At 67.1% G+C, this 25,317-nt stretch carries 25 protein-coding genes; 12 read left to right on the forward strand and 13 right to left on the reverse strand.

Annotation, left to right across the window (positions count from 1 at the left end):
• Window positions 1-11: 11 nt before the first annotated feature.
• The 6 genes from B4K74_RS08170 to folE all read right to left on the reverse strand — a co-directional run bounded on the left by B4K74_RS08170 (window position 12) and on the right by folE (window position 4,426).
• Window positions 12-1,541: a UbiD family decarboxylase gene (locus B4K74_RS08170; RefSeq protein WP_286692527.1), complete on the reverse strand. Its 1,530-nt coding sequence runs from the start codon at window positions 1,539-1,541 to the stop codon at window positions 12-14.
• A 52-nt stretch (window positions 1,542-1,593) separates the two neighbouring features.
• Window positions 1,594-1,842: a helix-turn-helix domain-containing protein gene (locus B4K74_RS08175; protein ID WP_286692528.1), complete on the reverse strand. Its 249-nt coding sequence runs from the start codon at window positions 1,840-1,842 to the stop codon at window positions 1,594-1,596.
• Between the two features lie 21 nt (window positions 1,843-1,863).
• Window positions 1,864-2,709 (reverse strand): aldo/keto reductase, encoded by an 846-nt coding sequence (locus B4K74_RS08180; protein ID WP_286692529.1) that lies wholly within the window; start codon window positions 2,707-2,709, stop codon window positions 1,864-1,866.
• A 67-nt stretch (window positions 2,710-2,776) separates the two neighbouring features.
• Window positions 2,777-3,097, reverse strand: a complete 321-nt coding sequence (locus B4K74_RS08185; protein WP_286692530.1) for an MmcQ/YjbR family DNA-binding protein — start codon at window positions 3,095-3,097, stop codon at window positions 2,777-2,779.
• Window positions 3,098-3,202: 105 nt separating this feature from the next.
• On the reverse strand, window positions 3,203-3,646 hold the full coding sequence (locus tag B4K74_RS08190; protein ID WP_123287680.1) for a biopolymer transporter ExbD: 444 nt from the start codon (window positions 3,644-3,646) through the stop codon (window positions 3,203-3,205).
• Window positions 3,647-3,802: 156 nt separating this feature from the next.
• Entirely contained in the window at window positions 3,803-4,426 is a 624-nt protein-coding gene (gene folE, locus B4K74_RS08195; protein ID WP_123287679.1) for a GTP cyclohydrolase I FolE, read from the reverse strand.
• Window positions 4,427-4,590: 164 nt separating this feature from the next.
• On the opposite strand from folE, the gene cysS reads away from it, so the two are divergent.
• Complete coding sequence (gene cysS, locus B4K74_RS08200) at window positions 4,591-6,000, forward strand: cysteine--tRNA ligase (protein ID WP_286692531.1); 1,410 nt, start codon at window positions 4,591-4,593, stop codon at window positions 5,998-6,000.
• 3 nt (window positions 6,001-6,003) lie between these two features.
• Here cysS and B4K74_RS08205 read toward each other — a convergent pair whose 3' ends face one another.
• Window positions 6,004-6,249: a hypothetical protein gene (locus B4K74_RS08205; RefSeq protein WP_286692532.1), complete on the reverse strand. Its 246-nt coding sequence runs from the start codon at window positions 6,247-6,249 to the stop codon at window positions 6,004-6,006.
• A 136-nt stretch (window positions 6,250-6,385) separates the two neighbouring features.
• Here B4K74_RS08205 and putP point away from each other — a divergent pair, with 136 nt between their 5' ends.
• Both putP and B4K74_RS08215 read left to right on the forward strand, forming a co-directional pair.
• A complete protein-coding gene (putP, locus tag B4K74_RS08210) occupies window positions 6,386-7,906 on the forward strand; it encodes a sodium/proline symporter PutP (RefSeq protein ID WP_286692533.1) in 1,521 nt (506 codons plus the stop codon).
• A gap of 44 nt (window positions 7,907-7,950) precedes the next feature.
• Window positions 7,951-8,337, forward strand: coding sequence for a hypothetical protein (locus tag B4K74_RS08215; protein WP_123287677.1), 387 nt, complete (start codon window positions 7,951-7,953; stop codon window positions 8,335-8,337).
• Window positions 8,338-8,454: 117 nt separating this feature from the next.
• On the opposite strand, the gene B4K74_RS08220 is transcribed toward B4K74_RS08215, so the two are convergent.
• Both B4K74_RS08220 and B4K74_RS08225 read right to left on the reverse strand, forming a co-directional pair.
• Window positions 8,455-9,222, reverse strand: a complete 768-nt coding sequence (locus B4K74_RS08220; protein WP_123287676.1) for an ABC transporter permease — start codon at window positions 9,220-9,222, stop codon at window positions 8,455-8,457.
• Window positions 9,219-10,181 carry an ABC transporter ATP-binding protein gene (locus B4K74_RS08225; RefSeq protein WP_123287675.1) on the reverse strand — a complete coding sequence of 321 codons (963 nt, stop codon included), beginning with the start codon at window positions 10,179-10,181 and terminating at the stop codon, window positions 9,219-9,221. Before B4K74_RS08225 ends, B4K74_RS08220 begins: the two co-directional genes overlap by 4 nt.
• A gap of 83 nt (window positions 10,182-10,264) precedes the next feature.
• On the opposite strand from B4K74_RS08225, the gene B4K74_RS08230 reads away from it, so the two are divergent.
• The 8 genes from B4K74_RS08230 (at window position 10,265) to B4K74_RS08265 (ending at window position 17,788) form a co-directional block, all read left to right on the forward strand.
• Window positions 10,265-11,161: a DUF1206 domain-containing protein gene (locus tag B4K74_RS08230; RefSeq protein WP_286692534.1), complete on the forward strand. Its 897-nt coding sequence runs from the start codon at window positions 10,265-10,267 to the stop codon at window positions 11,159-11,161.
• Window positions 11,162-11,225: 64 nt separating this feature from the next.
• Window positions 11,226-11,768 (forward strand): lipocalin family protein, encoded by a 543-nt coding sequence (locus B4K74_RS08235; RefSeq protein ID WP_286692535.1) that lies wholly within the window; start codon window positions 11,226-11,228, stop codon window positions 11,766-11,768.
• Window positions 11,769-11,923: 155 nt separating this feature from the next.
• Window positions 11,924-13,723 (forward strand): long-chain-acyl-CoA synthetase, encoded by a 1,800-nt coding sequence (locus tag B4K74_RS08240; RefSeq protein ID WP_123287673.1) that lies wholly within the window; start codon window positions 11,924-11,926, stop codon window positions 13,721-13,723.
• 78 nt (window positions 13,724-13,801) lie between these two features.
• The gene (motA, locus tag B4K74_RS08245) at window positions 13,802-14,674 is read left to right on the forward strand and encodes a flagellar motor stator protein MotA (protein WP_123287672.1); all 873 of its coding nucleotides are present in this window, start codon (window positions 13,802-13,804) and stop codon (window positions 14,672-14,674) included.
• A 140-nt stretch (window positions 14,675-14,814) separates the two neighbouring features.
• Window positions 14,815-15,060: a hypothetical protein gene (locus tag B4K74_RS08250; protein WP_123287763.1), complete on the forward strand. Its 246-nt coding sequence runs from the start codon at window positions 14,815-14,817 to the stop codon at window positions 15,058-15,060.
• A gap of 111 nt (window positions 15,061-15,171) precedes the next feature.
• Entirely contained in the window at window positions 15,172-16,989 is a 1,818-nt protein-coding gene (mnmD, locus tag B4K74_RS08255; RefSeq protein ID WP_286692536.1) for a tRNA (5-methylaminomethyl-2-thiouridine)(34)-methyltransferase MnmD, read from the forward strand.
• Complete coding sequence (locus B4K74_RS08260; protein ID WP_286692537.1) at window positions 16,986-17,369, forward strand: hypothetical protein; 384 nt, start codon at window positions 16,986-16,988, stop codon at window positions 17,367-17,369. Before mnmD ends, B4K74_RS08260 begins: the two co-directional genes overlap by 4 nt.
• A 20-nt stretch (window positions 17,370-17,389) precedes the next feature.
• Window positions 17,390-17,788 carry a hypothetical protein gene (locus tag B4K74_RS08265; protein WP_123287669.1) on the forward strand — a complete coding sequence of 133 codons (399 nt, stop codon included), beginning with the start codon at window positions 17,390-17,392 and terminating at the stop codon, window positions 17,786-17,788.
• Between the two features lie 9 nt (window positions 17,789-17,797).
• Here the strand turns inward: B4K74_RS08265 and scpA are convergent, their stop codons facing one another.
• Window positions 17,798-19,945: a methylmalonyl-CoA mutase gene (gene scpA, locus B4K74_RS08270; protein ID WP_286692538.1), complete on the reverse strand. Its 2,148-nt coding sequence runs from the start codon at window positions 19,943-19,945 to the stop codon at window positions 17,798-17,800.
• Window positions 19,942-21,339 carry a methylmalonyl-CoA mutase family protein gene (locus B4K74_RS08275; RefSeq protein ID WP_286692539.1) on the reverse strand — a complete coding sequence of 466 codons (1,398 nt, stop codon included), beginning with the start codon at window positions 21,337-21,339 and terminating at the stop codon, window positions 19,942-19,944. The genes scpA and B4K74_RS08275 overlap by 4 nt, the downstream gene beginning before the upstream one ends.
• A 90-nt stretch (window positions 21,340-21,429) precedes the next feature.
• On the opposite strand from B4K74_RS08275, the gene B4K74_RS08280 reads away from it, so the two are divergent.
• Window positions 21,430-22,167 (forward strand): Crp/Fnr family transcriptional regulator, encoded by a 738-nt coding sequence (locus B4K74_RS08280; protein ID WP_286692540.1) that lies wholly within the window; start codon window positions 21,430-21,432, stop codon window positions 22,165-22,167.
• Here the strand turns inward: B4K74_RS08280 and B4K74_RS08285 are convergent.
• Both B4K74_RS08285 and cydD read right to left on the reverse strand, forming a co-directional pair.
• Window positions 22,102-23,790 (reverse strand): amino acid ABC transporter ATP-binding/permease protein, encoded by a 1,689-nt coding sequence (locus tag B4K74_RS08285; RefSeq protein ID WP_286692541.1) that lies wholly within the window; start codon window positions 23,788-23,790, stop codon window positions 22,102-22,104. The genes B4K74_RS08280 and B4K74_RS08285 overlap by 66 nt on opposite strands.
• Window positions 23,787-25,298: a thiol reductant ABC exporter subunit CydD gene (cydD, locus tag B4K74_RS08290; RefSeq protein WP_286692542.1), complete on the reverse strand. Its 1,512-nt coding sequence runs from the start codon at window positions 25,296-25,298 to the stop codon at window positions 23,787-23,789. Before cydD ends, B4K74_RS08285 begins: the two co-directional genes overlap by 4 nt.
• Window positions 25,299-25,317 lie beyond the last annotated feature (19 nt).

Below are 25,317 nucleotides of genomic sequence, written 5' to 3' on the forward strand. Positions count from 1 at the left end.
CGGCCAAGCCCTCACTTCCAGATCGGCGTTCCGTCACCGGGTAATCCCAGGCGGGTCCACATCTCCGATACCCGTTCGACCACGGCCTCGTCCATGCGGATTTCCTCGCCCCATTCGCGCCTGGTCTCAGGGGGCAGCTTGTCGGTGGCGTCGAGACCGATCTTGGAGCCGAGGCCGCTCTCGGGCGAGGCGAAGTCCAGATAGTCGATCGGCGTGCTTTCGATGACGGTGATGTCGCGGGCCGGGTCCATCTTGGTCGAGATGGCCCACATCACATCCTTCCAGTCGCGGGCGTTGATGTCGTGGTCCACCACGATGATCCATTTGGTGTACATGAACTGCCGCAGATAGCTCCAGCAGCCCATCATCACGCGCTTGGCGTGACCCGGGTAGGCCTTCTTCATCGACACGACGGCGATGCGATAGCTGCAGCCCTCGGGCGGCAGCCAGAAGTCGACGATCTCGGGAAACTGCTGGCGCAGCAGGGGGATGAAGACCTCGTTCAGCGCCTCGCCCAGCACCGAGGGCTCGTCCGGCGGGCGACCGGTGAAGGTGGTCAGATAGATGGGGTCGCGGCGCATGGTGATGGCCGACACCTGAAATACCGGGAAGGTCTCGACCGAGTTGTAATATCCCGTGTGGTCGCCGTAGGGCCCCTCGGCCGCGTGCTCGTCCAGCAGGACGTGGCCCTCCAGCACGATCTCGGCGGTGGCCGGCACCATCAGGGGCACGGTCTTGCAGGGTACCAGCTCGGCCTTGGCGCCGCGCATCAGGCCGGCGAACTGGTACTCCGACAGGGTGTCCGGTACCGGCGTCACGGCCGCCAGAATGGTGCCCGGATCGGCCCCCAGCACCACGGCGCAGGGCAGGGGCTCGCGCTTGCCCGCCTTCTTGTGCCGGGCATAGTGCTGGGCTCCACCACGGTGGGCCAGCCAGCGCATGATGGCCTTGTCCTTGCCCAGGACCTGCATGCGATAGATGCCGAGGTTGAAGTCATCCTCGCGGTCGTCGGACGGGCCTTTGGTGACGACCAGACCCCAGGTGATCAGCGGCGCGGGCTCGCCCGGCCAGCAGCCCTGAACGGGCAGGGCGGTCAGGTCGATCTGGTCGCCCTTCAGCACCACCTCCTGCACTGGCGCCTTTTTCACCACCTTCGGCCGCATCGCCATGACGGTCCTGGCCAGCGGCAGCATCTCCATGGCATCGGCCAGACCGCGCGGCGGGGTCGGATTCCTGAGGAAAGCCAGCAGCTCGCCGACCTCGCGCAGTTCGGCCGCCGTGGTGCGGCTCTTGCCCTCCAGCGTCACGCCCATGGCCACCCGCTTCACCGTGCCGAACAGATTGGCGAGGCAGGGTATGGGGCTGATCGACCCATCCGGCATGACCGGCTGTTCGAACAGCACCGCGGGGCCGCCGTTGCGCAGCAGCCGGGTCTGGATCTCGGTCATTTCGAGCTGGGTCGAGACCGGTTCGCGGACGCGCACCAGCTCGCCCTCGGCTTCCAGCAGATCGATGAATTCGCGCAGGGACTTGTAGGCCATGCGCCCACGCTTAGGCGGGCCCGCGGCGTCTGTCACGCGGCCAGGATGTCGCTCAGTAGGCCGGTGTGTCCGACACCAGCGCCCAGACCGGCAGGTGCAGGTGGCGGGTGGCGACGGCCATCTGGGTCGAGGTCATATGGGCGTGGCCACTTTCCAGCCGGCGCACCGCCTCGGGTGTCAGCTTCAGCGCTCCCGCCAGCGCATCGACATCGCACCCGCGCTGGTCTCGCCAGTGCTTCAGCCGACGTCCGACCGCGACATCACCCGGGTTCGTTCCCGGAAACGCCAGGACACGGCCCATCTGCGAACCTCCCTGGGGTTCTTATTGTTGGGAGGTATCCTGATCCCATTCAAAGACCGGATCAATCCAGTCACCCAGACGACCGCCCGGATGGGCCAGGGCGTGGATGCGGGCCATCTCGTCTTCGGTGAGGGCAAAGTCGAAGATGTCGAGGTTCTCGGCCGCGCGGCTTTCCTTCGAGGTCTTGGGAATGGCGATCACGCCCTGCTGCACGATCCAGCGCAGGGTCACCTGTCCGACCGACTTGCCGTGGACCTCGGCGATGGCGCGGATCGTGGCGTCCTCGACGATCTTGCCCTGGGCCAGCGGCGACCAGGCCGTGACGGATGACCCGAGGTCCCGGGCCGTGTCGATCAACGTCTTCTGCGACAGATAGGGGTGGTATTCGACCTGATTGGTGATCAGCCGCGCCTCGGACAGGTCCTGCGCCTTCTTCCACTCGCCGGACGGGAAGTTCGACAGGCCGATGGCAGCGGTCAGGCCGCGCGCCTTAGCTTCATTCAGGGCCCCGATCGTCTCGGCCAGCGGCGGCGTCGCCTTCGGCCAATGCAGCAGCAGCAGGTCGGGCGCCGTGCCCAGGCTGTTTGCCGATTCCTCGGCCTGCTTCAGCAAGGCGTCGTGGCTGAAATGATCCACCCAGATCTTGGTGGTCAGCCAGAAGCTGTCTCGCGCCAGTCCGGCATCGCGGATGCCCTCGCCGACGCCTTTTTCATTCTTGTAGATCCAGGCGGTGTCGATGTGGCGATAGCCGTTCGACAGGGCGTGCCCGACCATCCGCCGCGCGTCGTCGGGCTCCAGCTGCCAGGTGCCAAATCCCAGCAGCGGGATGTCGCGTCCGTCGACGGTCAGGGTGTCGGCCGTTGCCATGGGGAAATCCTTCGGCGTGGGGAGGGGACTTTAGCTGGGGCTGATCTCCGAAGTATCAAGGGCGCACTCAGCCGGCCTCGGCCATCTCCGGATGGGCCTTCCTCAGTTTCGCCAGCGCGACCTTACGCCAGCGGCTGGCCAGTTCGGCCTTCAGCCAGTCCGGGTCGACCCGCTCGATGCGGATCAGCGCATAGGCATAGGGGCGATAGTGGTCGGTGATGTGGAAGACCTCGGGGTCGACCTCGACCAGCATGTCGCGCCGCTCGATCGAGCCGACATCCAATGCCAGACTGTCGTCCTCGGCCCGCAGGCGCGTCAGAAACTTGCCCGCGATTCGCCAGCAGGGGTGCCCATAGGCTGTCCCATGTTCCGCCCCGGGCAGGGCCATGATCAGGGCGTCGACCTCGTCCTTGGTAATTGTACGCGCTCCGAATTGAAAAGGGCCGCCCCGGACAGGAGCGGCCCTTTCGGTATCAGGCGGTTGGCCCGATGCCTACATGATGTCTTCGTTCATCAGGCCGACTTTCAGAAAGCCGTTCTGCTGCAGGGTGTTCATGACGGTCATGAACTCATTGTACGCGACCTCGGCGTCGGCCCGGATGAAGACGCGCTCTTCCTGGCAGGCGCCGCCGCCCAGAGCCGCACAGGCGTCGACCGGCAGACGCGTGATGTCGGTTTCGGTCAGCACGTCACCCACGCCGACATACAGCTGTCCGGATTCCTGGATGTTGATGACGACCGGCTCAACGATTTCCTGGCCCGGCTCGGGCGGCGTTGCCGGCGGCAGGTCCAGACGGATCGACACGGTGGCCAGCGGCGCGGCGACCATGAAGATGATCAGCAGCACCAGCATGATGTCGACGAACGGCGTGACGTTGATGTCCGCGTTCTGGCTGATGGTCTTGCCACCGCTCGGTCCCGAAAGTTTGGCGCCCATGGGGTCGTCTCCGTGTCATGCCGCCGCTCGGGGCGTACGTGTGGATCAGCTTCAACCGTCTCTTGGCGATCCTGACGGCGCTTGTAAAGCGGTCAGAGGCCCTGAAGGGTTCCGATTCTGAGGATTACGCCTGACGGGCGAACCCGCCGACCCTTCTCAGCCCCTCGCCAGCTTCAAAAACCGCTCCATCTGCGCCGGATCGCTCTTGAAGACGCCAGTGAAGCGGGTGGTGATGGTCGAAACATGGCGGTGATGAACGCCGCGGGTGGTCATGCACTGGTGTTCGGCGTCGATCAGCACGGCCACGCCGGCCGGTTTCAGGTGCGATTCGATGGCCCCTGCGATCTGGTTGGTCAGGACTTCCTGGGTCTGCAGCCGCTTGGAGAAGATCTCGACCACGCGGGCGATCTTGGAGATGCCCACGACCTTTTCGGTCGGCACATAGGCGACATAGGCCTTGCCGAGGAACGGCGCCATATGGTGCTCGCAGTGGCTCTCGACCTCAATGTCACGCAGCAGCACCATGTCGTCATAGCCCTGCACATCCTCGAAGGTGCGCGACAGTTCCTTGGCCGGATCGGCGCCATAGCCTTCGAACCATTCGCCATAGGCGTCGACCACGCGCTTGGGCGTATCGATCAGGCCCTCGCGGTCGGGGTTGTCACCGGCCCAGGCGAGCAGGGTGCGCACGGCCTGCATGGCCTCTTCGCGCGACGGACGGATGATGGCGTTGGTGTCGGCGTCGGTGACCAGGCTGGGCTTTTGCACAATGGCATCCATATCGATGTAATGGCGACGAAGTTGCGCCGGAACGAGGGTTCCGGAAATGACGCGCGCCGCTCTCCCTTTTTTCTGCGGGAACGAACTGTGTGGTTGGACCCGTCCCGTCCCGGCTATATGGGATGATCCCCTTTCCCCGCAAGCAAGCCGGACCGGCCCCCGCCATGCCTCTCGTGCTCCACGACACCCTGACTCGCACCAAACGGGTCTTCGAGCCCCGTGATCAGACGCGCGTGACCCTCTATGTCTGCGGACCGACGGTCTATGACTTCGCCCACATCGGCAATGCGCGCCCGCCGGTGGTTTTCGATGTTCTGGTGCGGCTCCTACGCCGTCGCTACGGGGCCCAACACGTCGTCTATGCCAGGAACGTCACCGACGTGGATGACAAGATCAATGCCAAGGCGACGAAGGAGGGCGTGCCGATCGGAGAGATCACCGCCCGCTATGAGGCCGCCTACCTCGAGGACATGGCGCGGCTGAACGTCACACCGCCCGATATCGCCCCCCATGTCACCGATCACATGGATGCCATCGTGGCCCAGATCGGGGCGATTCTGGATCAGGGCTGCGCCTATGCGGCCGAGGGCCATGTGCTGTTCGATGTGTCCTCGTACGAGGCCTACGGCGCGCTGTCGGGCCGCAATCTGGACGACATGATCGCCGGCGCCCGGGTCGAGGTGGCGCCGTACAAGAAGAACCCCCACGACTTCGTCCTGTGGAAGCCGTCAAAGCCGGGCGAGCCGGAGTGGCCGTCCCCCTGGGGCCCGGGCCGTCCGGGGTGGCACATCGAATGCTCGGCCATGATCGAACAGGTGCTGGGCCTGCCGATCGACATCCACGGCGGCGGGATCGATCTGGCCTTTCCGCACCATGAGAATGAGATCGCCCAGGGCGTCTGCGCCCACGGTCACGCCCATGGCGAACGCCCGCACGACCACTATGCCCGCTACTGGATGCACAACGGCTTTCTGACGCTCGACGCGGAAAAGATGTCCAAGTCGCTCGGCAATGTGCTGCTGCTCCACGATCTGGTGCAGGCCATTCCGGGCGAGGTGGTGCGCTGGGCCCTGCTGTCCGCCCACTACCGGCAGCCGCTGGACTGGACCCAGAACCTGCTGGATCAAAGTCGCAAGTCGCTGGACCGGCTGTATGGCGCGCTGGCCCGCTCTGCCGACGTCGCCGCATCGACCGACGAGCCGGCCGCCGAATTCCTCAAGGCCATTGAGGACGACCTGAACACTCCCGGCGCGATGGCGGTGCTGTTTGCGCTGTCCGGCGACATCGAACGCGGGCTGACCGCAGGCGACGCCGTTGCTGTTGCGCAGGCCAAGGGTCAGTTGCTTGCATCAGCCGATGTTCTCGGCGTGCTCCAGTCCGACCCAGCCGACTGGCTGAAAGGCGATGCCTCCGACGATCTGGCGGCTGAGGTCGAGGCCCTGATTGAACAGCGTGCCACCGCCCGGGCCGCCAAGGACTGGCCCGAGGCGGATCGCATCCGCGACCGGCTGGCGGCGCTCAACGTCGAAGTCATGGACGGAGCCGAGGGCGCCCGCTGGCGCCTCCGGTCCTAGGCGTCAACGCGTCCGGCTGGACGGCAGACCGCGGATTTCGCAGGCATAGTCCCGCTCGGGTGAGGCGCTTTGCGCACCGGTCGGGGTCAGGATGCCGCCACGGGCATCACAGTCGGCCCGGAGCGCGTCCAGCTGCTGGGTATAGGTGCCATCGCGCGGTCCCATGCCGGCGCAGGCGGCCAGCGACAGGCCTAGAGCACCGACCGCAGCGGCCGACAGGATTGCGGGTCGTTTCAGACGGTCATTCATCGAATTCTCCATCACAAGGTGTGGGACACATTAGCTTGCCCCTGACTATGGCTAACCCGTGGCAACGCCTGCTGTTCCGTTCAGGAATGTGGCGGGGGGTGGACCCGATTGCGGCAACGCTGCTACCCCTTCGCGTATGGAAACCGGAACCTGGATCACCCTCGGCCTGTATTTCGCCCTGATGCTGGGCATCGGGCTGTACTCGTACCGCGAGTCCACTTCGGACGTGTCGGGCTATATGCTGGGCGGACGAAAGCTGGGACCGGCGGTCGCCTCCCTGTCCGCAGGGGCCTCGGACATGAGCGGCTGGATGCTGCTGGGTCTGCCGGGGGCCATGTATCTGTCCGGGCTGTCTTCGGCCTGGATCGCCATCGGCCTGTTCCTCGGTGCGCTGGCAAACTATCTGATCGTCGCCCCGCGGCTGCGCACCTATACGGTGATGGCCAATGACGCGATCACCATCCCCGACTATTTCGACAAGCGGTTCATGGACCGGTCGCGCCTGCTGCGCGTGATCTCCTCGCTGGTCATCGTCGTCTTCTTTACGCTCTACACCTCCTCGGGCCTTGTCGCGGGCGGCAAGCTGTTCGAGAGCGCCTTCGGCCTCGATTACTCCTGGGGTCTGTGGATCACGGCGGGCGTGGTTCTGGCCTACACCATGGTCGGCGGCTTCATGGCTGTCAGCCTGACGGACTTTGTGCAGGGCTGCATCATGTTCGTGGCCCTGATCCTGGTGCCCATCGTCGCCCTGATGCAGATCGGCGGCGTCGACGCGATGACCGAGACGGTGCGCGGCATCGATCCCGGCCTCCTCAACCTGTTCGAGGGGGCGACGATTATCAGCGTCATCTCTGCCATGGCATGGGGGCTCGGCTACTTCGGCCAGCCTCACATTATCGTCCGCTTCATGGCCGTGCGCTCGCTCAAAGATGTGCCGGCCATGCGCAATATCGGCATGAGCTGGATGCTGGTCACCCTGATCGGGGCGCTCGGCACCGGTCTGGTCGGCCTGGCCTATGCCACCCGCATGGGGGTCGAGGTCGCCGATGCCGAAACCATCTTCATCATCCTGTCGGATGTGCTGTTCCATCCGCTGATCACGGGCTTCCTGCTGGCGGCGATTCTGGCGGCGATCATGAGCACCATCTCGTCCCAGCTGCTGGTGTCGTCCAGCTCACTGACCGAGGACTTCTATTCCATCTTCCTGCGTAAGAATGCGCCCCAGAAGGAACTGGTCATGATCGGCCGACTGGCCGTGCTGGCCGTGTCGTTGGCGGCCATCTTCCTCGCCTATGATCCCTCGAACAATGTGCTGGGCCTGGTCTCCAACGCCTGGGCCGGCTTCGGCGCTGCCTTCGGGCCGCTGGTGATCCTGTCGCTGACCTGGAAGCGGATGACCCGCAACGGGGCGCTGGCCGGCATGATCGTCGGTGCGGTCACGGTTCTGGTCTGGATCTACGCCCCCGTGCTGGCCGACGGCCAGACCCTGTCGCAGGGCAGCGGCGTCTATGAAATCGTGCCCGGCTTCATCCTCAGCTGGCTGGCCATCTGGCTGGTCAGCATGATGGGCAAGGCCCCGTCCGAGGACGTCCAGTCGACCTTCGAGGCGGTCCGTCAGGCCCTGCATCGCAAGGGTGAGCCCGAAACCCCCCGTTAACCGACCGGGCCCACCCTGAGGGCTTACGCCTTCAGAGGTGCGCCATGTCGACCATCCAGACGTCCAGCTACCGGCGGACCCGGGATCATTTCGAACCCCAGGACATCGACCCGCACGAACAGCGCCGCCTGCGCGGCCTGATGGAGCAGATCGACTACACGGCCTATGTCTCGAACCGCGAGGTTGTGGGCCAGATGCTGTCCTCGGTCGACGCCGGTCATTTCCAGCGGCTGGCGATCACCGTGGCGACCGCCCGCGCCAAATGGGTGGCCGAGGCGCTGCGCCAGTCCGAGTCCGGCGCCCCGTCCACCCCCGACCAGATCGCCCGCCTGACCGCGGCCCGCACCGCCTTCGAGGAACTGTCCGAGGCCTATGAGGGGCTCCGGCGCATGGTCGATCGCGGCTATGTGCCGATGAAGTCGCCGGGCTGAATACCTTCAACCCGTCATCCTCGGGCTCGACCCGAGGATCGGTGTCGCCCCAAACGAATGACGGTCTGCCCGCACCGATCCCCCGATCAAGTCGGAGGATGACGATGTGCCATTGGCTCAGGCCTTCAGGCGGTAGCCCGTCTTGAACATCCAGCCGACGATCGCCAGACAGGTGAAGAAGAAGCCCAGCGTCGCCGTCAGGCTGATGCCGACGCTAACGTCACCGACCCCATAGAAGGCCCAGCGGAAGCCCGAGATCAGATAGACGACCGGGTTGAATAGCGAGATGGTCCGCCAGATGCCCGGCAGCATGTCGATCGAATAGAACGACCCGCCGAGGAAGGTCAGCGGCGTCACGACCAGCATGGGGATCATCTGCAGCTGCTCGAACCCCTGGGCCCAGATGCCGATGATGAAGCCGAATAGCGAGAAGGTGGTGGCGATCAGCACCAGGAAGGCGATCATCATCAGCGGATGCTCGATCCGCAGAGGCACGAACAGCGCAGCCGTCGCCAGGATGATCAGCCCCAGCACCATCGACTTGGTCGCCGCCGCCCCGACATAGGCCAGAACGATCTCGAACGGCGAAATGGGCGCCGACAGAATCTCGTAGATGGTGCCGGTGAATTTCGGGAAATAGATGCCGAAGCTGGCGTTGAAGATCGACTGGGTGAACAGGCTGAGCATGATCAGGCCGGGCACGATGAAGGCGCCGTAGGCCACACCGTCGATTTCGGTCATGCGGCTGCCGATGGCCGAGCCGAAGACCACGAAATAGAGGGCCGTGGTGATGACCGGGGTGACGATCGACTGCCAGAAGGTGCGCAGCGCCCGCGCCATCTCGAAGCGATAGATGGCCCAGACTCCATAGGCGTTGAAGCTCATGATGCGGCTCCTTCACCGGTCGACGGTCGGGCCGGTTTGTCGCGATGGACCAGGCTGACGAAGATGTCCTCCAGCGAGCTCTGGGCGGTGTTCAGATCCTTGAAACCGATGCCCAGATCACTGACCGCGCGCAGCAGCGAGGGCACGCCGGTGCGCTCGGCATTGGCATCGAACACATACTCAAGCTCATTACCGTCGGCCTTCAGCGTGACCTTCCATTCGGCCAGCTCGGTCGGCACGGCCTGCATGGGATCCTGCAGGTTCAACGTCAGCGTCTTCTTGCCGAGTTTTTTCATCAGTTTGGTCTTGTCCTCGACCAGGATCAGTTCGCCGTTCAGGATCACGCCCACCCGGTCGGCCATCTCCTCGGCCTCCTCGATATAGTGGGTGGTCAGGATGATGGTCACGCCCCGCTCGCGCAGGCCCCGCACCAAGGCCCACATGTCGCGGCGCAATTCGACATCAACGCCGGCGGTCGGCTCATCAAGGAACAGGATGTCCGGCTCGTGGCTGAGCGCCTTGGCGATCATCACCCGGCGCTTCATGCCCCCCGACAGGGTCATCAGCTTGGCGTCCTTCTTGTCCCACAGACTCAGATCCCGCAACGTCTGCTCGATAAAGGCCGGGTTCGGTGCCCGGCCGAACAGGCCGCGGCTGAAGGTGACGGTGGCCCAGACGGTTTCAAACGCGTCGGTGGTCAGTTCCTGCGGCACCAGGCCGATCCGCTCGCGCGCCTTGCGATAGTCGGACTGGATATTGTGCCCGTCGACCAGCACCGTGCCGGTGCTGGGGGTAACAATCCCGCAGATGGTGCTGATCAGCGTCGTCTTGCCGGCCCCGTTCGGCCCCAGCAGGGCGAAAATCTCGCCCTTTGAAATCTCCAGATCGACCTGCTTCAGCGCCTGATGGCCGCTGGCATAGGTCTTTGTCAGGCCGTCGATAGAAATGACCGGCTGCATTCCGTCCCCCTCGTGTCCGGCTCTGCCAATTAGGGGCTCGGTACCCGCCTCACAAGCGGAGCTTCCTGCGGTTTGGAGAGTTGATGCCGCCGATGGATATCCGCTGGGCTGAACACCGCACCGAAAAACTGATCACGCGCGTGCGCAGGCTCTGGCGGCGGCGGTCCGACTTGTCGACGGTGTTCGAGGCTCTGGCCCGCTTCGGCTATGGCGCGCGCGGCTTTGTTTATCTGTCGATCGGCGTGATCCTGATGCTGACAGCCCACGATCTGACCAGTCAGACGGCCGGGTCTACCGGCGTGGTCGAAGCCTTGGCGCGACAGCCCTTCGGACGGCTGTGGCTGATGGCCCTCGGGCTCGGCCTCTGGGCCTTTGTGCTGTGGCGGGTGCTGCAGTCAGTCTTCGATGCCGACAACGAAGGCAGCGACCTGTCCGCCCTTGGCAAGAGGGCGGGGCAGGCGATCAGCGGTGTGGTCTACGGCTTGTTGGCCTCGACCGTCTTTGAGGTGCTGGACGAGGTCTTCGCCAATCCAACCCGCGAGGACGTCGCGGAGAATCAGGAGAAGGCGCGCGCCCTGATGGAGCTGCCGTTCGGACAGGCCATGCTGATCGGCGTCGGTCTGGTGATTCTGGCGGTCGGCGTCGGCAATGTCGTGCGCGGCTTCCGGTCCGATTTCGCCCGCGACCTCGCCTGTTCCGAAAAGATCTGCAAGCGCGTCGTGCCTCTGGCCCACATCGGCTATGTCGCCCGGGGCCTCGCCTATTTCCCCTTGGCCGGTCTGGTTATGCTGGCGGGGTTCCGCGAGCGCGAGTCGGCGATCACCAGCTTTGGCGGCGCGCTCGAGGCGGTCGAGACCCTGCCGGCCGGCCCGTGGCTGCTGAGCGCCACCGCGCTGGGGATGATGGCCTTCGGCGCCTTTGCCTTCGTCGAGGGTCGCTTTCGCCGCATCCGCCCGCCGCGCGACCTCGAAATCACCTGACGGTCCGCGTCCGGAGGCGATCCCCCGGCGTATCTGCGGTACCTGCCTGCCCGGAGCCCTGACCATGACCCTCGTTCGCCTGTCCGCCCTCGCTGCCCCGGCCCTGATGGTCAGCGCCTGCGTCACCGCCCCGTCGCCCTCGGAGTACCGCGCCCCCGAGCCGCTCAAGCCGGTTGATGCCGAACGCCTTTATTCGGGTCGCTGGCTGGAGGTCGCCCGCCTGCCCATGTCGATCACGGACGGCTGCGTGGCCGGGGCCTCCAACTACACCCTGGTCAATGAGACCCGCGTCGATGTGCTGGACACCTGTCAGGTCGATACCCCGGACGGTCGCGAAAAGGCCATTGGCGGGCGCGGCGAAATCCTCGATCCCGGCACCAACACCCGACTGCGCGTCCGCTATGTCGCGGGCTTCGTCACCTGGGACTACTGGATCCTCGACCGGGCCGATGACTACAGCTGGTTCATCTCGGCCGACCCGACCTTCGAGAAGCTGTTCATCTACACGCGTGAGATTCCGACCGATGCCGAGCTTCAGGCCCTCGTCCGGCGATCGGCCGAGCTGGGCTATGACGTGTCGAAGCTGGAGTTCCCGCCGGCCGAGTAACCTTCCGGCGCTTGACCCTGCGTCACCGGGGCACGCGCGCCACGCCCGCCCACAAACCGCGTCCCGCAGCACCCGACGATTCCCCTCGTGGTTGACCTGACGCCTCCGGCCCGTCATCACCGGTGAAACAGCCGCACAGGGAGGATCGGGCGATCATGGGCTTGCTGGCCAATATCCGACGGGATCTGAAGTTTGCCGCCGGACTGCGTCGCCTGCTTTCGCGCATCAAGCCGATCGATCTCGACAGTACGGTGCTGGTCTGTGACGACCTCGAGGAGGCCGTCGACCGCTTCCCCGACCGCATCGCCATCGAGGACGAACATCGCAGCCTGACCTACCGCGAGTTCGACAGCATGGCCAACCGCTTCGCCCATTGGGCGCGCGGCCGCAATCTGAAGCGCAGCGATACGGTCGCCCTGGTCATGCTGAACCGGGCCGAATACCTCGCGGCCTGGTTCGGCCTGTCCAAGGTCGGCGTCGCCACCGCCCTGATCAACACCAACCTGACCGGCCCGGCTCTGGGCCACTGCATCGAGATTTCCGGCGCCTCCCAGATCATCACCGATCAGGACTGCTGGCGCGCGCTCGAGGACGCCCGTCCCCATACCGACCGCAACATGATGCTGTGGGTGCTGGGCCTCGCCGATGAGGACGAGGTCAGCGACCGCCGCGACCTCGACACCCCGCTCCGCAGCGCATCGTCCGTGCGCCCGGCCCCCAGCGCGCGGGCGGGCCTGACCAATCGCTCGACCGCCCTCTACATCTATACGTCCGGGACCACCGGCATGCCCAAGGCCGCGCGCGTGCCCCATTCGCGCGCCCGCACCTACATGCGCGCCTTCGCAGGCTGTACGGCCACGACCGAAAAGGACGTCATCTACAACGTCCTGCCCCTCTATCACTCGACCGGCGGTCTGGTGGGCATCGGCCCGGCCCTGCTGAACGGCGGAAAGCTGGTGCTGCGCAAGCGCTTCTCGGCCACCGCCTTCTGGCCCGATGTGAAAAAGTCCGGCGCCACCGTCTTCGTCTACATCGGCGAGCTGTGCCGCTACCTCGTCAACAGCCCCGAGCATGAGGACGAGCGCGCCCACCAACTGCGCCTCGCCTATGGCAATGGCCTGCGCCCCGACGTCTGGGACGACTTCAAGACCCGGTTCGCCATCCCTGAAATCCTTGAATTCTACGGCTCGACCGAGGGCAATGTCTCGGTCTTCAATTTCGACGGTAAGCCCGGTGCGATCGGCCGCGTGCCCTGGTTCGTCAAGGGCAAGGTCAACATCCGTCTGGTGCAGTTCGACTTCGACACCGAAACCCCGGTGCGCGGCTCTGACGGGCGCTGCCGCCTGGCCGAGGTCGGTGAGGTCGGCGAGGCCATCGGCATGATCGGCGATGACACCCGCCACGACTTCTCGGGCTATGCCGACAAGTCCGCCTCGCAGAAAAAGATCCTGACCGACGTCTTCAAGCCCGGCGACCGCTGGTTTCGCACCGGCGACCTGATGCGTCAGGACCGCGAGGGCTATTTCTACTTCATCGACCGGATCGGCGACACCTTCCGCTGGAAGGGCGAGAATGTCTCGACCGCCGAGGTCGAACAGCGGCTGGCCGAGGCGCCGGGCGTCAAGGAAGTCATCGCCTACGGCGTCCCCGTCCCGGGTCAGGACGGCAAGGCCGGCATGGTCGCGCTGGTCGTCGAGGGCCGTTTCGGCGCCACCGCTTTTGCCGAATATGTCGAGGCCAACCTGCCGTCCTATGCACAGCCCCAGTTCGTGCGCGTCATGAAGGCCGTCGACACCACCGGCACCTTCAAATACCGCAAGGTCGATCTGGTCACAGACGGCTTCGACCCGGACAAGGTCGACGGCCCCCTGTTCGTGCGAGGCGGCAAGGCCGGCTACACCAAACTGACCCCCGCCGCCCGCCAGGCCATCCTCGACGGCGAGACACGGCTCTAGCGACCCTTGGCAACGCGGCCTTAAGCATTAACGGGCAGGGTTGACGCCTCTCGTTCGCCACAGGTGTCGCCTCCGTCCATGTTCCAGATCATCGGCATTATCCTGCTGTTCGCCATGGTGTTCGGCAGCTACATCCTGGCGGGTGGCAAGATGGGGGTGATCATGCACTCCCTCCCCTATGAGCTGATGGCCATCCTGGGCGCCGGTGTGGCCGCCTTCCTGATCGGCAATTCGGTCGGCACCATTAAGGCGACGCTGGCCGGCTTCGGCAAGGTGTTCGTCGGCAACAAGTGGAAGCGCAAGGACTATATCGACCTGCTCAGCCTGCTGTTCCAGCTGACCAAGACGATGAAGTCCAAGGGCGTCATCGCCCTTGAAAGCCACATCGAAAAGCCCGCCGAATCCACGATCTTCCAGAAATATCCGAAGATCATGAAGGACCATTTCGCCACCGACTTCATCTGCGACACCCTGCGCATGATGACCATGAACCTCGAGGATCCGCATCAGATCGAGGACGCCATGGAAAAACAGCTGGAAAAGCACCACCACGAGGGTCTGGCCGGCGCCCATGCCCTTCAGACCATGGCCGACGGCCTGCCGGCGCTGGGCATCGTCGCGGCCGTGCTGGGCGTCATCAAGACCATGGGCTCGATCACCGAGCCGCCGGAAATCCTGGGCGGCATGATCGGCGGCGCCCTGGTCGGCACCTTCCTCGGCGTGTTCCTGGCCTATGGACTGGTCGGGCCGATGGCCGCCCGCCTTAAGGAGATTGTCGACAGCGACGGCGCCTTCTACAAGATCATCCAGTCGGTGCTGGTCGCGCACCTGCACGGCAATGCGGCCCAGATCTCGGTCGAGATCGGTCGCGGGGATATCCCCTCCGGCGCCCAGCCCTCGTTCACCGAGATGGAAGAGAGCCTGGCCAACGCCCCGATGGAAGCGGCCTGACGACCGGCTTCATCCACACGTACCGCTCACGGAAGATCACGAACCCGTGAGAATTCGCTTGCGACTCGGCTCACATTTCCGTTATCACACCTTTGCGGGGATTCATGACCTCGTTGAACCTTCTGAAGGATGAAAAACACATGCGTATCGTCGCTCTGATCGCCGCCTCGGCTGCCGCCCTGGCCATCACCGCCTGCACCCCCGCCGCTGACGAAGCCGCTCCGGCTGAAGAAGCTGCTGCCGAAGCCGAAGTGGCTCAAGACGCCGCTGCCGACGCCGAAGCCTCCGCCATGGAAGCCGGCGCTGCCGCCGACGAAGCCACGGCCGCCGCTGGCGAAGCCATGGCCACGGAAGCTCCGGCTGCCGAAGCCGCTCCGGCCCAGTAAGCCAAACAGATACGGTCCTTCGGGACCTGATCGGGAAAGGGTCGCCCTCACGGGCGGCCCTTTTTTCTTGCGCCGTCGCGACACCTGTCTCCCGGCCCGATAGGGAAGGTTATGACTCCCCCCTCCGACACCTCCGCCGACCTGATCTGGGACGACGACGGCACCCCGCGTTCGGGACGGTTCGGCGACATCTATTTCTCGCCCGAAGACGGTCTGGCCGAGACGCGTGCCGTCTTTCTTGAGGGCTGCGGCCTGCCGGGTGCCTTCGCCGGTCGCGATCATTTCTGTGTCGCCGAATTGGGGTTTGGAACCGGGCTGAACATCGCGGCTCTCCTGATGCTGTGGCGCGACCATGCCTATCCCGGGGCCCGCCTCAGCCTGTTCTCGATCGAGGGCTTTCCCCTTTCCCGCGACGAGGCCGCCCGTGCCCTGTCCGGCTGGCCCGAGCTGGAACCCGCCATCCGGGCCATGTGGGCTGTCTGGCCATCCGCGACGCCGGGTCTGCACCGGCTGGACCTGCCGACCTTCAATGCGACGCTCGACCTCGCCGTCGGGCCGGTCGAGCAGGGGCTTTCGAACTGGACCGGCGCAGCCGACGCCTGGTTCCTGGACGGCTTCTCGCCCGCCAGCAATCCCGACATGTGGTCCCCCGCCGTGATGACCCAGGTCGCCGCCCTAAGCCGCCCGGGCGCGCGCCTGGCCACCTTCACGGTTGCCGGTGCCGTCCGGCGCGGCCTGACCGAAGCGGGGTTCGCCGTCGACAAACGTCCCGGTCATGGCCGCAAGCGTGAGCGACTGGAAGCGGTGCGCCACGGAACGCCCGCCCCGGACTGTGCGCCCGCCGACATCGTCATCCTGGGCGCCGGGATCGCCGGGGCATCCCTTGCCCGGGCTTTTGCGGCGCAGGGCCGCGCCGTCGAGGTGATCGAGGCCGAGGAACCCGGCGCAGGCGCATCCGGCTTTGAAGCGGCCCTCGTCACGCCGCGTCTGGATGTCGGCGACGCCGACCTCGCCTCAGGCTATGCCCAGGCGCTGGAGCGGGCCGGACAGCTGTATGACGCCGTCGAGGGCGCGGTGCTGGCGCGCGGTGTGCTGCAACTGCCGGGGCGCGAGCGCGACATCGACCGTCACGCCAAGATCGCCGCACAACCGATCTGGCAGGGTGGGCACATGACCGTCCTGTCGGCCCGGGAGGTCTCCGACCACCTCGGTCAGGCGGTTGAGACCCCGGGCCTCCTCATGGCCGACGCCCGGGTCGTGCGGCCGCGAGCCATCCTCTCCTCCTGGCTGCCGGCGGGGGTCACGTGCGCCCCAGTGGCCCGGGTAGAGCGCGATCCGCAGGGCTGGGTCCTGTATGACCCGCACGGAGCCGTCCTCCGTCGCACGGCCTGTCTGATCCTGGCCGGGGGGGCGGGCACAGCGGCTTTGATGCCCAACCTTTCTCTGCAGCCCGTGCGCGGTCAGGTCGAGGTGGCCCGGGGCATTGCCGCGCCTCCGCCCGTGGCCTGGGGCGGCTATGCCATTCCGATCGGCGACGACCTCCTGTTCGGATCGACTCACGACCGGGATGACACCGGCACAGAGGTCCGCGCCGCCGACACGGCGCGCAATCGCACGGCGCTCGCAGACCGGTTTCCCGGGCTCGCCAACGGGCTGGAAGAGGGCACCATCACATCCCGCGCCGCGACCCGGGCCACCACGCCCGACCGCCTGCCTTATGCGGGCCGATTGGACGAAGGCCTTTATGTCCTCGGGGGTCTGGGCTCCCGGGGCTTCTGCCTCGCCCCCCTTCTGGCCGAGCATATCGCGGCCCTGTGCCTCGACCGGCCATCGCCTGTGCCAGACGCCGTCGCCCGAAGGTTCGACCCGCGTCGCCGCGATTCCGGACTTGCGAAACCCTCGTTACCGTCGGACGTTAGCGATGCATGACCCTTTCGATCCGAACCCCCGTTTCGCTAGCCCTCGCCGGATCGCTTCTGGCTATGGGCGCCTGCGCGCCGACGACCCCGTCGGGCGACACGACGGCCTTCAATGACCAGACCTGTTTCTCGCCTTCCCAAGTGCGGGGCTTCAGCGACGGTCCTGGCCAGACGGTCTATCTGAACGTCGGGCGCGACTCCTATCCGTTGACGGTCTACGGGGCCTGTACGGGCCTCGACAGCTCGCTGGGCTTTGCGCTTGAGCCCGATGCCCTGGGCGTGACCCGTCTGTGCCCGGGCGATTCCACCCGCATCGCCGTGCGTGGTAACGTCAGCCCCGTGGAATACTGCAGTGCCCGTGTCGGCCCCCGCCTCGAGGGCCGCAGCTAACCCCTCACCGGAGACTCGCCATGATCCGCATCGCCGCGCTTTCGTTGCCCATCCTGATGCTGGCTGCCGCCTGCGCCCCGGGGCCGGACATGGTCATGGCCGACGGCACCCAGCGCGCCTGCTTCATGTCCGACCGGATCATCAACTTTCGCGCGGGTCAGTCGCCCTCGATCTATGTGAAGGCGCTGGGCGGCGACGTGTTCGAGGTCCAGACCACCAGCTATTGCTCCGGCATTGAAAGCGCCAACACCTTGGCCTTCACCCCTCTGGTCGGATCCAGCACCCGGACCTGCGTGTCCGACTCCCTGTCCGTCGATGTGGCCGTGGCCGGGGCCTCGTCCAACCGGTGTCGCGCCCGCGTGGTCCGCCAGTTGAGCGCGGAAGAGGTCGCGGCCCTGCCGTCACGCTACCGGCCCTAGGTTGCCGATCTAGCCCTTGGGCTTCTGGGCATAGCCCAGCCGCTGGTTCAGCTTGTCGATCAGGTCAATGGCCGTGTCCGCGATCACGGACCCGGGCGGATAGACCGCCGCCACCCCGGCATCCAGCAGCGGCTGAACGTCTGAAGGCGGAATGACCCCGCCGACCACCACCATGATGTCCTCGCGGCCCAGCTTCTTCAGCTCGGCGATCAGCTGCGGCGCCAGCGTCAGGTGCCCGGCGGCCAGCGAGCTGGCGCCCACGGCGTGAACGCCTTTCTCGACCGCTTCCTGCGCGGCCTCGGCCGGGGTCTGAAACAGCGATCCGGCCGTGGCCTCAAGGCCGAGGTCGCCATAGGCCGTGGCAATCACCTTCTGACCCCGGTCGTGGCCATCCTGACCCAGCTTGGCGATCAGGATGCGCGGCGGCCCGCCGTCATTCTCGACAAAGGCGGCGACCATGTCCCGCGCCCGACTGATCTTCGGGTCCTTGCCCGCTTCCCGGGCGTAGACCCCCGAGACCGTCTTCACCGTCGCCACATGACGGCCAAAGGCGGCCTCCAGCGCATCCGAGATTTCGCCGACGGTGGCCTTGGCGCGTGCTGCATTGATCGACAGGGCCAGCAGATTGCCGTCGCCCTTCGCGCCTGCGGTCAGGGCATCCAGGGCCGAGGTGGTGGCGGCTTCGTCGCGCTCGGCCCGCAGCCGCTTCAGCTTGTCGATCTGGGCCGCCAGCACCGCCGCATTGTCGACCTTCAGCACCGGAATGTCGTCGACCTGATCGGACAGATAGCGGTTCACCCCCACCACCGTCTGCTGGCCGGTATCGATGCGCGCCTGGGTCCGGGCCGCCGATTCCTCGATGCGCAGCTTGGGAATGCCGGCCTCGATGGCCTTGGCCATGCCGCCCAGGCTTTCGACCTCGGCCATATGGGCCCGCGCCCGCTCGGCCAGTTCGTGGGTCAGCCGCTCGACATAGTGGCTGCCGCCCCACGGGTCGATCACCCGCGTCAGGCCGGTCTCCTGCTGCAGCAGGATCTGGGTGTTGCGCGCGATCCGGGCCGAGAAATCGGTCGGCAGGGCCAGTGCCTCGTCCAGCGCATTGGTGTGCAGGCTCTGGGTCTGGCCACCGGCCGCCGCCATGGCCTCGACCATCGTCCGGCTGACGTTGTTGAACACATCCTGCGCCGCCAGCGACCAGCCCGAGGTCTGACAGTGCGCCCTAAGACTCAGTGATTTGGGGTTCTTGGCGCCAAACTTTGACACGGCCTCGGCCCACAGCAGCCGCCCGGCCCGCATCTTGGCCACTTCCATGAAATAGTTCATGCCGATGGCCCAGAAGAAGCTCAGGCGCGGCGCGAACCGGTCCACGTCCATGCCGGCGTCCACGCCCGCCTTGAGGTACTCGATGCCGTCCGCCAGCGTATAGGCCAGCTCCAGATCGGCCGAGGCCCCGGCCTCCTGCATGTGATAGCCGCTGATGCTGATCGAGTTGAACTTCGGCGCATGCTCGGCCGTCCAGGCGAAGATGTCCGAGATGATCCGCATCGAGGGCGCGGGCGGATAGATGTAGGTGTTGCGGACCATGAACTCCTTGAGGATGTCGTTCTGGATGGTCCCGGTCAGCTGGGCGGGGGCGACCCCCTGTTCCTCGGCGGCGACGACATAGAGGGCCAGGATCGGCAGCACCGCCCCGTTCATCGTCATCGACACGCTCATCTTGTCCAGCGGGATGCCGTCGAACAGGGTCCGCATGTCCAGGATAGAGTCGATCGCCACGCCCGCCATGCCGACATCGCCGGCGACGCGCGGGTGGTCGGAATCATAGCCCCTGTGCGTGGCCAGATCGAAGGCGACCGACAGCCCCTTCTGCCCCGCCGCCAGATTGCGCCGGTAAAAGGCGTTCGATTCCTCGGCTGTCGAGAACCCCGCATACTGGCGGATGGTCCACGGGTTCTGGGCGTACATCGTCGGATAGGGGCCCCGGTGATAGGGCGCGATCCCCGGCAGGCCATGGATGAAGTCCATCCCCTCCAGCGCGTCTGCCTCATACCGGGGCGCGACCGAGATGCCCTCCGGCGTCTGCCAGGCGGTACGGTGCGGTCCGGTCCCGGTAGCGCCGGTGTCCAGCGTCAGGGTGGTGAAATCGGGGCGGGTCATCGGGCGGTCTCCCCGGTCTCGAGATCTGCGGCGAGGCGCAGGGGGGAAAGCGGCTCACAGCGGTGGTCCGGCGTGGGCGGCGCGGAGTCCGTCTCGTCCGTCACATGGGCCGGGCGCGGGTCCTCGTCGACAAAGCGGGTCACGCCGATCAGATGGGCATCGCCGCGGGCATAGCCGGCGACCAAAGCCTCCCGCGCCTTCGCCACACGGCTCTGCAGACCGCCGCCTTCGACCGAGGCCACCAGCCCGCCTTCGCGCTCGACCTGTCGGAAGGCCGCCCAGCCCGCCTCGGCCAGATCGCGGGTGCGGGTATCGAGAAACCAGGAGCCCGCCGCCGGATCGTCGACCCGCCCCAGATGCGCTTCCTCCATCAGGATCAGCTGCGTATTGCGCGCCTGCCGCAGGGCAAAGGCATCGGGCAGGCCCGCCGCCCGGCTGAAGGCGTCCAGCACGATCACATCGGCCCCGCCTACCGCGCCGGCAAAGCCCGCCGCTGTCAGCCGCAACAGATTGGGCCAGGCGTCCCGCGCCGCCAGCATACGTCGCGACGACCGCGCCTCGATCACCGCCTCAGACTCGGCTCCCCACGCCCGGGTCAGCGTGCGCCACATCAGGCGCAGCGCCCTCACCTTGGCCAGGCCGTCGAAATAGCTCTGGTCCAGAGACACGCCCAGAACCATCCGCTGAAACGCCTGCGCCGGCGACAGGCCCGCGCGCCCCGACGCATCGGTCAGGGCCACGGCATTGGCCAGCAGATAGCCCAATTCCTGTGCGGCCGTGCCGCCGGCCTCGTGCACCACCCGTCCCGAGGCGAGGAAGGCGCGGGCGTCGGGATAGGCCTCGGCATGGCGCGCCGCCGTATTGCCCGCCAGCTCCAGATAGTCCGCCAGCGGTCGCGCCCCGCCGCCCTGGCCGACAAAGGCCGAGACGGGATCCATGTGGAAGGCCAGCCGCGCGCGCGGAGAGCCCTTGGCCGCCACCGCCAGCGCATCGGCGGCGGTCGCCCCGTCCAGACCCGCGTCCAGTGCCACCTCGGCCAGTTCCAGCTGAACCCCCGCCAGCGTCTGGACGAGCGTGTCCGAATCCGCCGTCACGCCGCCGCGCACCAGAAGCGAGGCCGCGCCCCCCTCCAGCTGCGCCAGCGCCAGCGCGTTCAGCGCGGCCGCATCATCGCCTTCCACCAGAACCCGCAGGTCCCACGCCCGCCCGTCGGCATGGGAGGGCCGGGGTGCCGTCACGGCCTCTCCCGCATTCGCGGCGGCATACAGCGGCCGCAGATCCAGACCGTCGGCATCCAGATGCACCAGACTGGCCAGATCGCGGTCCTTGAGCGCGGCTTCGGCCAGCGCGCGCCAGTCGGCGGGGGAGGGGGTGGCAAAGGGCGAGTTCGACATGGGGCCTCTATGGCCGAGGCGGCGGCGCGTCGCAATTGTATCGGTGCCTGCCAGGGCCTATCACAGGGGTTCCTCCCACCGGAACGTTGCATGCTCCAGGTCCGATTGAAGCCGCCCGTCTGTCCCAGCCGCCCGCTGGCTGCCGACTGCGGCGCGTGCGGCGCGCGAGCTTTCAGCGTCTGCGCCAGTCTGGAGGGCGAGGATCTGGCGCGCCTGTCAGCCATGGCCGAACCGGTCCGATTCGCGGCGGGACAGGCCCTGACCCGTCAGGGGGATCGCGCCGACTATCTCTACAACCTCACGTCGGGCACAGCACGGGTGCAGACCCTGCTGGCCGATGGGCGGCGTCAGATCACCGGCTTCCTGTTCGCGGGTGACTTTGTCGGGCTGGAGGCCGCCGCGCGCCATGCCGGTTCGGTCGAGGCCATCGAGCCGGTGACGGCCTGCCGGTTCGCCATCGGGGACTATCGCACCCTGGTTCGTCAGTCCCCGAAGCTGGAGGCGGTCCTGCTGGAGCGCGCGGGCCATGAACTGACCGAGGCCCGGGCCCAGATCCTGCTGCTGGGTCGCAAGACGGCCGAAGAAAAACTGGCCTCCTTCCTGCTCAATCTCGCAGACCGGGATCCCATGCGTCCGCACGCCGAGGGTCAGTTGCGCCTGCCCATGAGCCGCACCGAAATCGCCGACTATCTGGGCCTGACCATCGAGACCGTCAGCCGCGTCCTGGGGCGCTTCAAGACCGCCGGCATCGTGCAGCTGGTGTCAGTCGCCGAGCTGCGCATCCTGCGACCGGAACGTCTGACCCAGCTCGCAGACGGGGAGCGCTGAGGCCTCCGCCTCCGGCCGCTGGACGACCTCCACAACCCGGTCGCAAAGGTCGACCCCTGCGGGCCGGTGGGTGATCAGCACCAGTCCCTGACCGGTGCGCTCAAGCCGTGCCTTCAACCGGTGCAGGACCTTCTGTTCGGTTCGCGCATCCAGCCCTTCGGTCGGTTCATCCAGCACCAGCCACGGCGCCGTCCGCAGATACGCCCGCGCCAGCGTCAGCCGCCGCCGCTCACCCCCGGACAGAAACGCCCCGCCCGGCCCGATCGGCATGTTCAGCCCCTTGGGCGCGGTGGCGACCCGCTCGGCCAGCGCCGCCTCTTCCAGAACCTCCCACAGTCGGGCCTCGGGCGCCTTCGGGTCGGCCAGCCTCAGGTTCTGGGCCACCGTCCCGTCCAGCAGTGACACCTCCTGCGCCGCATAGGCGAACAGGCCCCTGACATCGACATCGCTCCGGGCGGGGTCCAGCCCGCCGGCTGACATGCGGCCCTCCACATCGACCCTCAGCCCCATCAGCTGCTCGATCAGGGTGGTCTTTCCGATCCCCGACGGACCACTCAGCCGCACCCGGGCCCCGCCCGGAATCTCCGGTCGATCCGGAAACAGGCCCAGCGCGGTCCCGGCGGGGGTCTGCATGCGGGCCGCCTCGACCTCACCCATCAGGGGCTCCAGACGCGCGCTAGCCGCGCGGGCGGCTCCGGCATCGCGCAGGGCGACCACCAGGGCCAGCGCCGCTTCCATACCCGCCGCAGTCGCCAGCGCCGCCACGGCGATCAGGGGCGTTGCGGGCGGCACCGGCGACAGGATCAGGGGCAGACCCACGACCCCGGCCAGCGTCAATCCCGTCACCGCGCCCGCCCAGCTCATCAGGGAGCCAGCCCGCCGGGCCAGCGTCACAGCGGCAGCGTCTGCCGCATCGGCCACCCGGGCGACCTCAGCGGTGGCCCAGCCTTCCAGAGACCAGGCCTTCAGCTCGGGCGTCGCGGCCTCCAGCTCGGCCAGCCGGGCCTTCAGCTGCCCCTGCGCCGCCTGTCGGTCCGCAGCGGCCGGCTGAACCCATCGCTCGGCGATCCAGCGGCTGCCCAGCACCAGCACGGCCGCGCCGACGACAAGCGTGACCGCTGAAGCGACGTGTGCCAGCGCCGCCATCCCGGCCGAGACCAGCAGTCCTGCGCCCAGCGCCCAGGGCGCCGACAGGCGGATAAACCGCGTCTGAATGGCGTCCACATCTTCGATCAGCCGCGATGAGGCCTCACCTGCCGCCAGCGTCTTCACGGCCCCCCGACCCTCGGCCAGCCGGGCATAGAGGCGCGGTCTGAGCCGCCCCAGACCCTGCAGGGCGGCCTCGTGCCCGGCGACCCGTTCGACGTAGCGCGAGCCGGTCCGCACAATCGCCAGCAGCCGGATCAATGCGCTCGGGATCATATAGTTGAAAGCATGGGCGACCGCCGGTCCGGCAAGGCCCGCCAGCGCCGCCGCCGTGATGAACCAGCCCGACAGGCCCAGCAGCAGCGCCGCCCCGCAGGTCACGCCGATGGCCGCGACGGTGGCGATCATCAGGCGCGGACGCTGCGCCCGCACCTCGGCCCGGATCAACTGCTCAAGAGGAGACAGGGACCGGCTCACAGCGCCACCACCCGGTCGGCCAGCGCCATCACGGCGCGGGAGTGGGTGGCGATTAGACAGGTCCGCCCCTTGATGGAGGCAGCCAGCGCCGGGATCAGCGCCGCCTCGGCCTCGGCATCCAGATGGGCGGTCGGCTCGTCCAGCAGCAGCAGGGGGGCCTGTTTCAGCATGGCGCGCGCCAGCGCCAGCCTGCGCCGCTCGCCGCCCGACAGACCCCCGCCGCGTTCGTCGATCCGGCGATCGAGGTCGAGCGTCAGACCGGCCTGTTCCGCGGTCGCCCGGATCAGGTCGCGCGATGCGCCCGTCTGCGACAGGGCGATGTTGTCGGCCAGGGTGCCCGGCACGACCACGGTGGCCTGTCCCATCCAGCCGATCTGTCCGCACCAGTCCCCGTGTCGCGACAGGGGATGGCCATCGACCTCGACCTCGCCTGCCGACAGCGGCGACAGGCCGAGGAACAGGTGCAGCAGGCTGCTCTTGCCCGTACCGCTGGCGCCCGTCAGGGCGATGACCTGACCGGGGCGAATTTTCAGATCGAACCCGGAGACGAAAGGCGGCGCGTCGCCATAGGCAATGTCGACACCCCGAAAGCTCACGGCCGGGCTCTTGCCGAGACGCGGCGCGGGCAGGAGGGTCGGGGCGTCACGGCGTTCCAGGGTCGGCACCACGGCCTCGGCAGCCTGCCGGTCGTGATAGGCGGCGGCCATGCGTCTCAGGGGGGCATAGACTTCGGGCGCCAGCACCAGAGCGAACACGGCCCGGCCCAGATCCAGTGGTTCGGGGATCGGCACCGGCATCAGGTCCAGCAGCTGAAAGCCGCAGTAGACCGCGACCAGCGCCACCGCCAGCGCCGAGAAGAACTCCAGTATGCCCGAGGACAGGAAGGCGATCCTCAGCACCCGGGCCGTGCGTTTGGCCAGGGCGTCTGACGCGCGCTCGACTTCCGATGCCACCGTGTCCGAGGCCTGAAAGGCCGCAACGGCCGGCAGCGCCCGGATGCGATCCAGAAATAGTCCTGACAACCGCTCCAGCGCCTGAAACTGGTTGCGACTTTCGGCCGCCGCCGCCGTGCCCGCGAGCCACAGGCTCAGGCCAAAGGGGATCAGGGTCAGGGCCAGAATCAACGCTGACACCGGACTGGCCGTAGCAATGGCGATCAGCACCAGCACCGGGGCGACCACCGCCGCCATCCGCGCGGGCTCGAACCGGGCATAGTGGCCCTCCAGCCGGTCCACACCCTCGACCGCGGCGATCAGCCCGCCCCCGGACGGCCGCAGCCCGGCAAACAGATCGGCCACGACGCCGCGACGCACCTGTCCCTTGATCCCGGCAGCGGCCCGGGCACCGACGTCAGCCGCCCGCTGCGACATCAGGCCACGCACGGCGAACGCCGCCACCATCAGCAGAATCCCGGTCACCATTGCGCCCGGCCGGTCCGGCCAAGCCGTCAGGGTCAGAGCCAGTCCCGCCGCGAAACCCACGGCCGGCAGCACATCAGCTGTGGTCATCAGGGCCGCGAGACCCAGG

It is taken from the genome of Brevundimonas sp. UBA2503, from assembly GCF_002341485.1.
Lineage (GTDB): Bacteria > Pseudomonadota > Alphaproteobacteria > Caulobacterales > Caulobacteraceae > Brevundimonas > Brevundimonas halotolerans.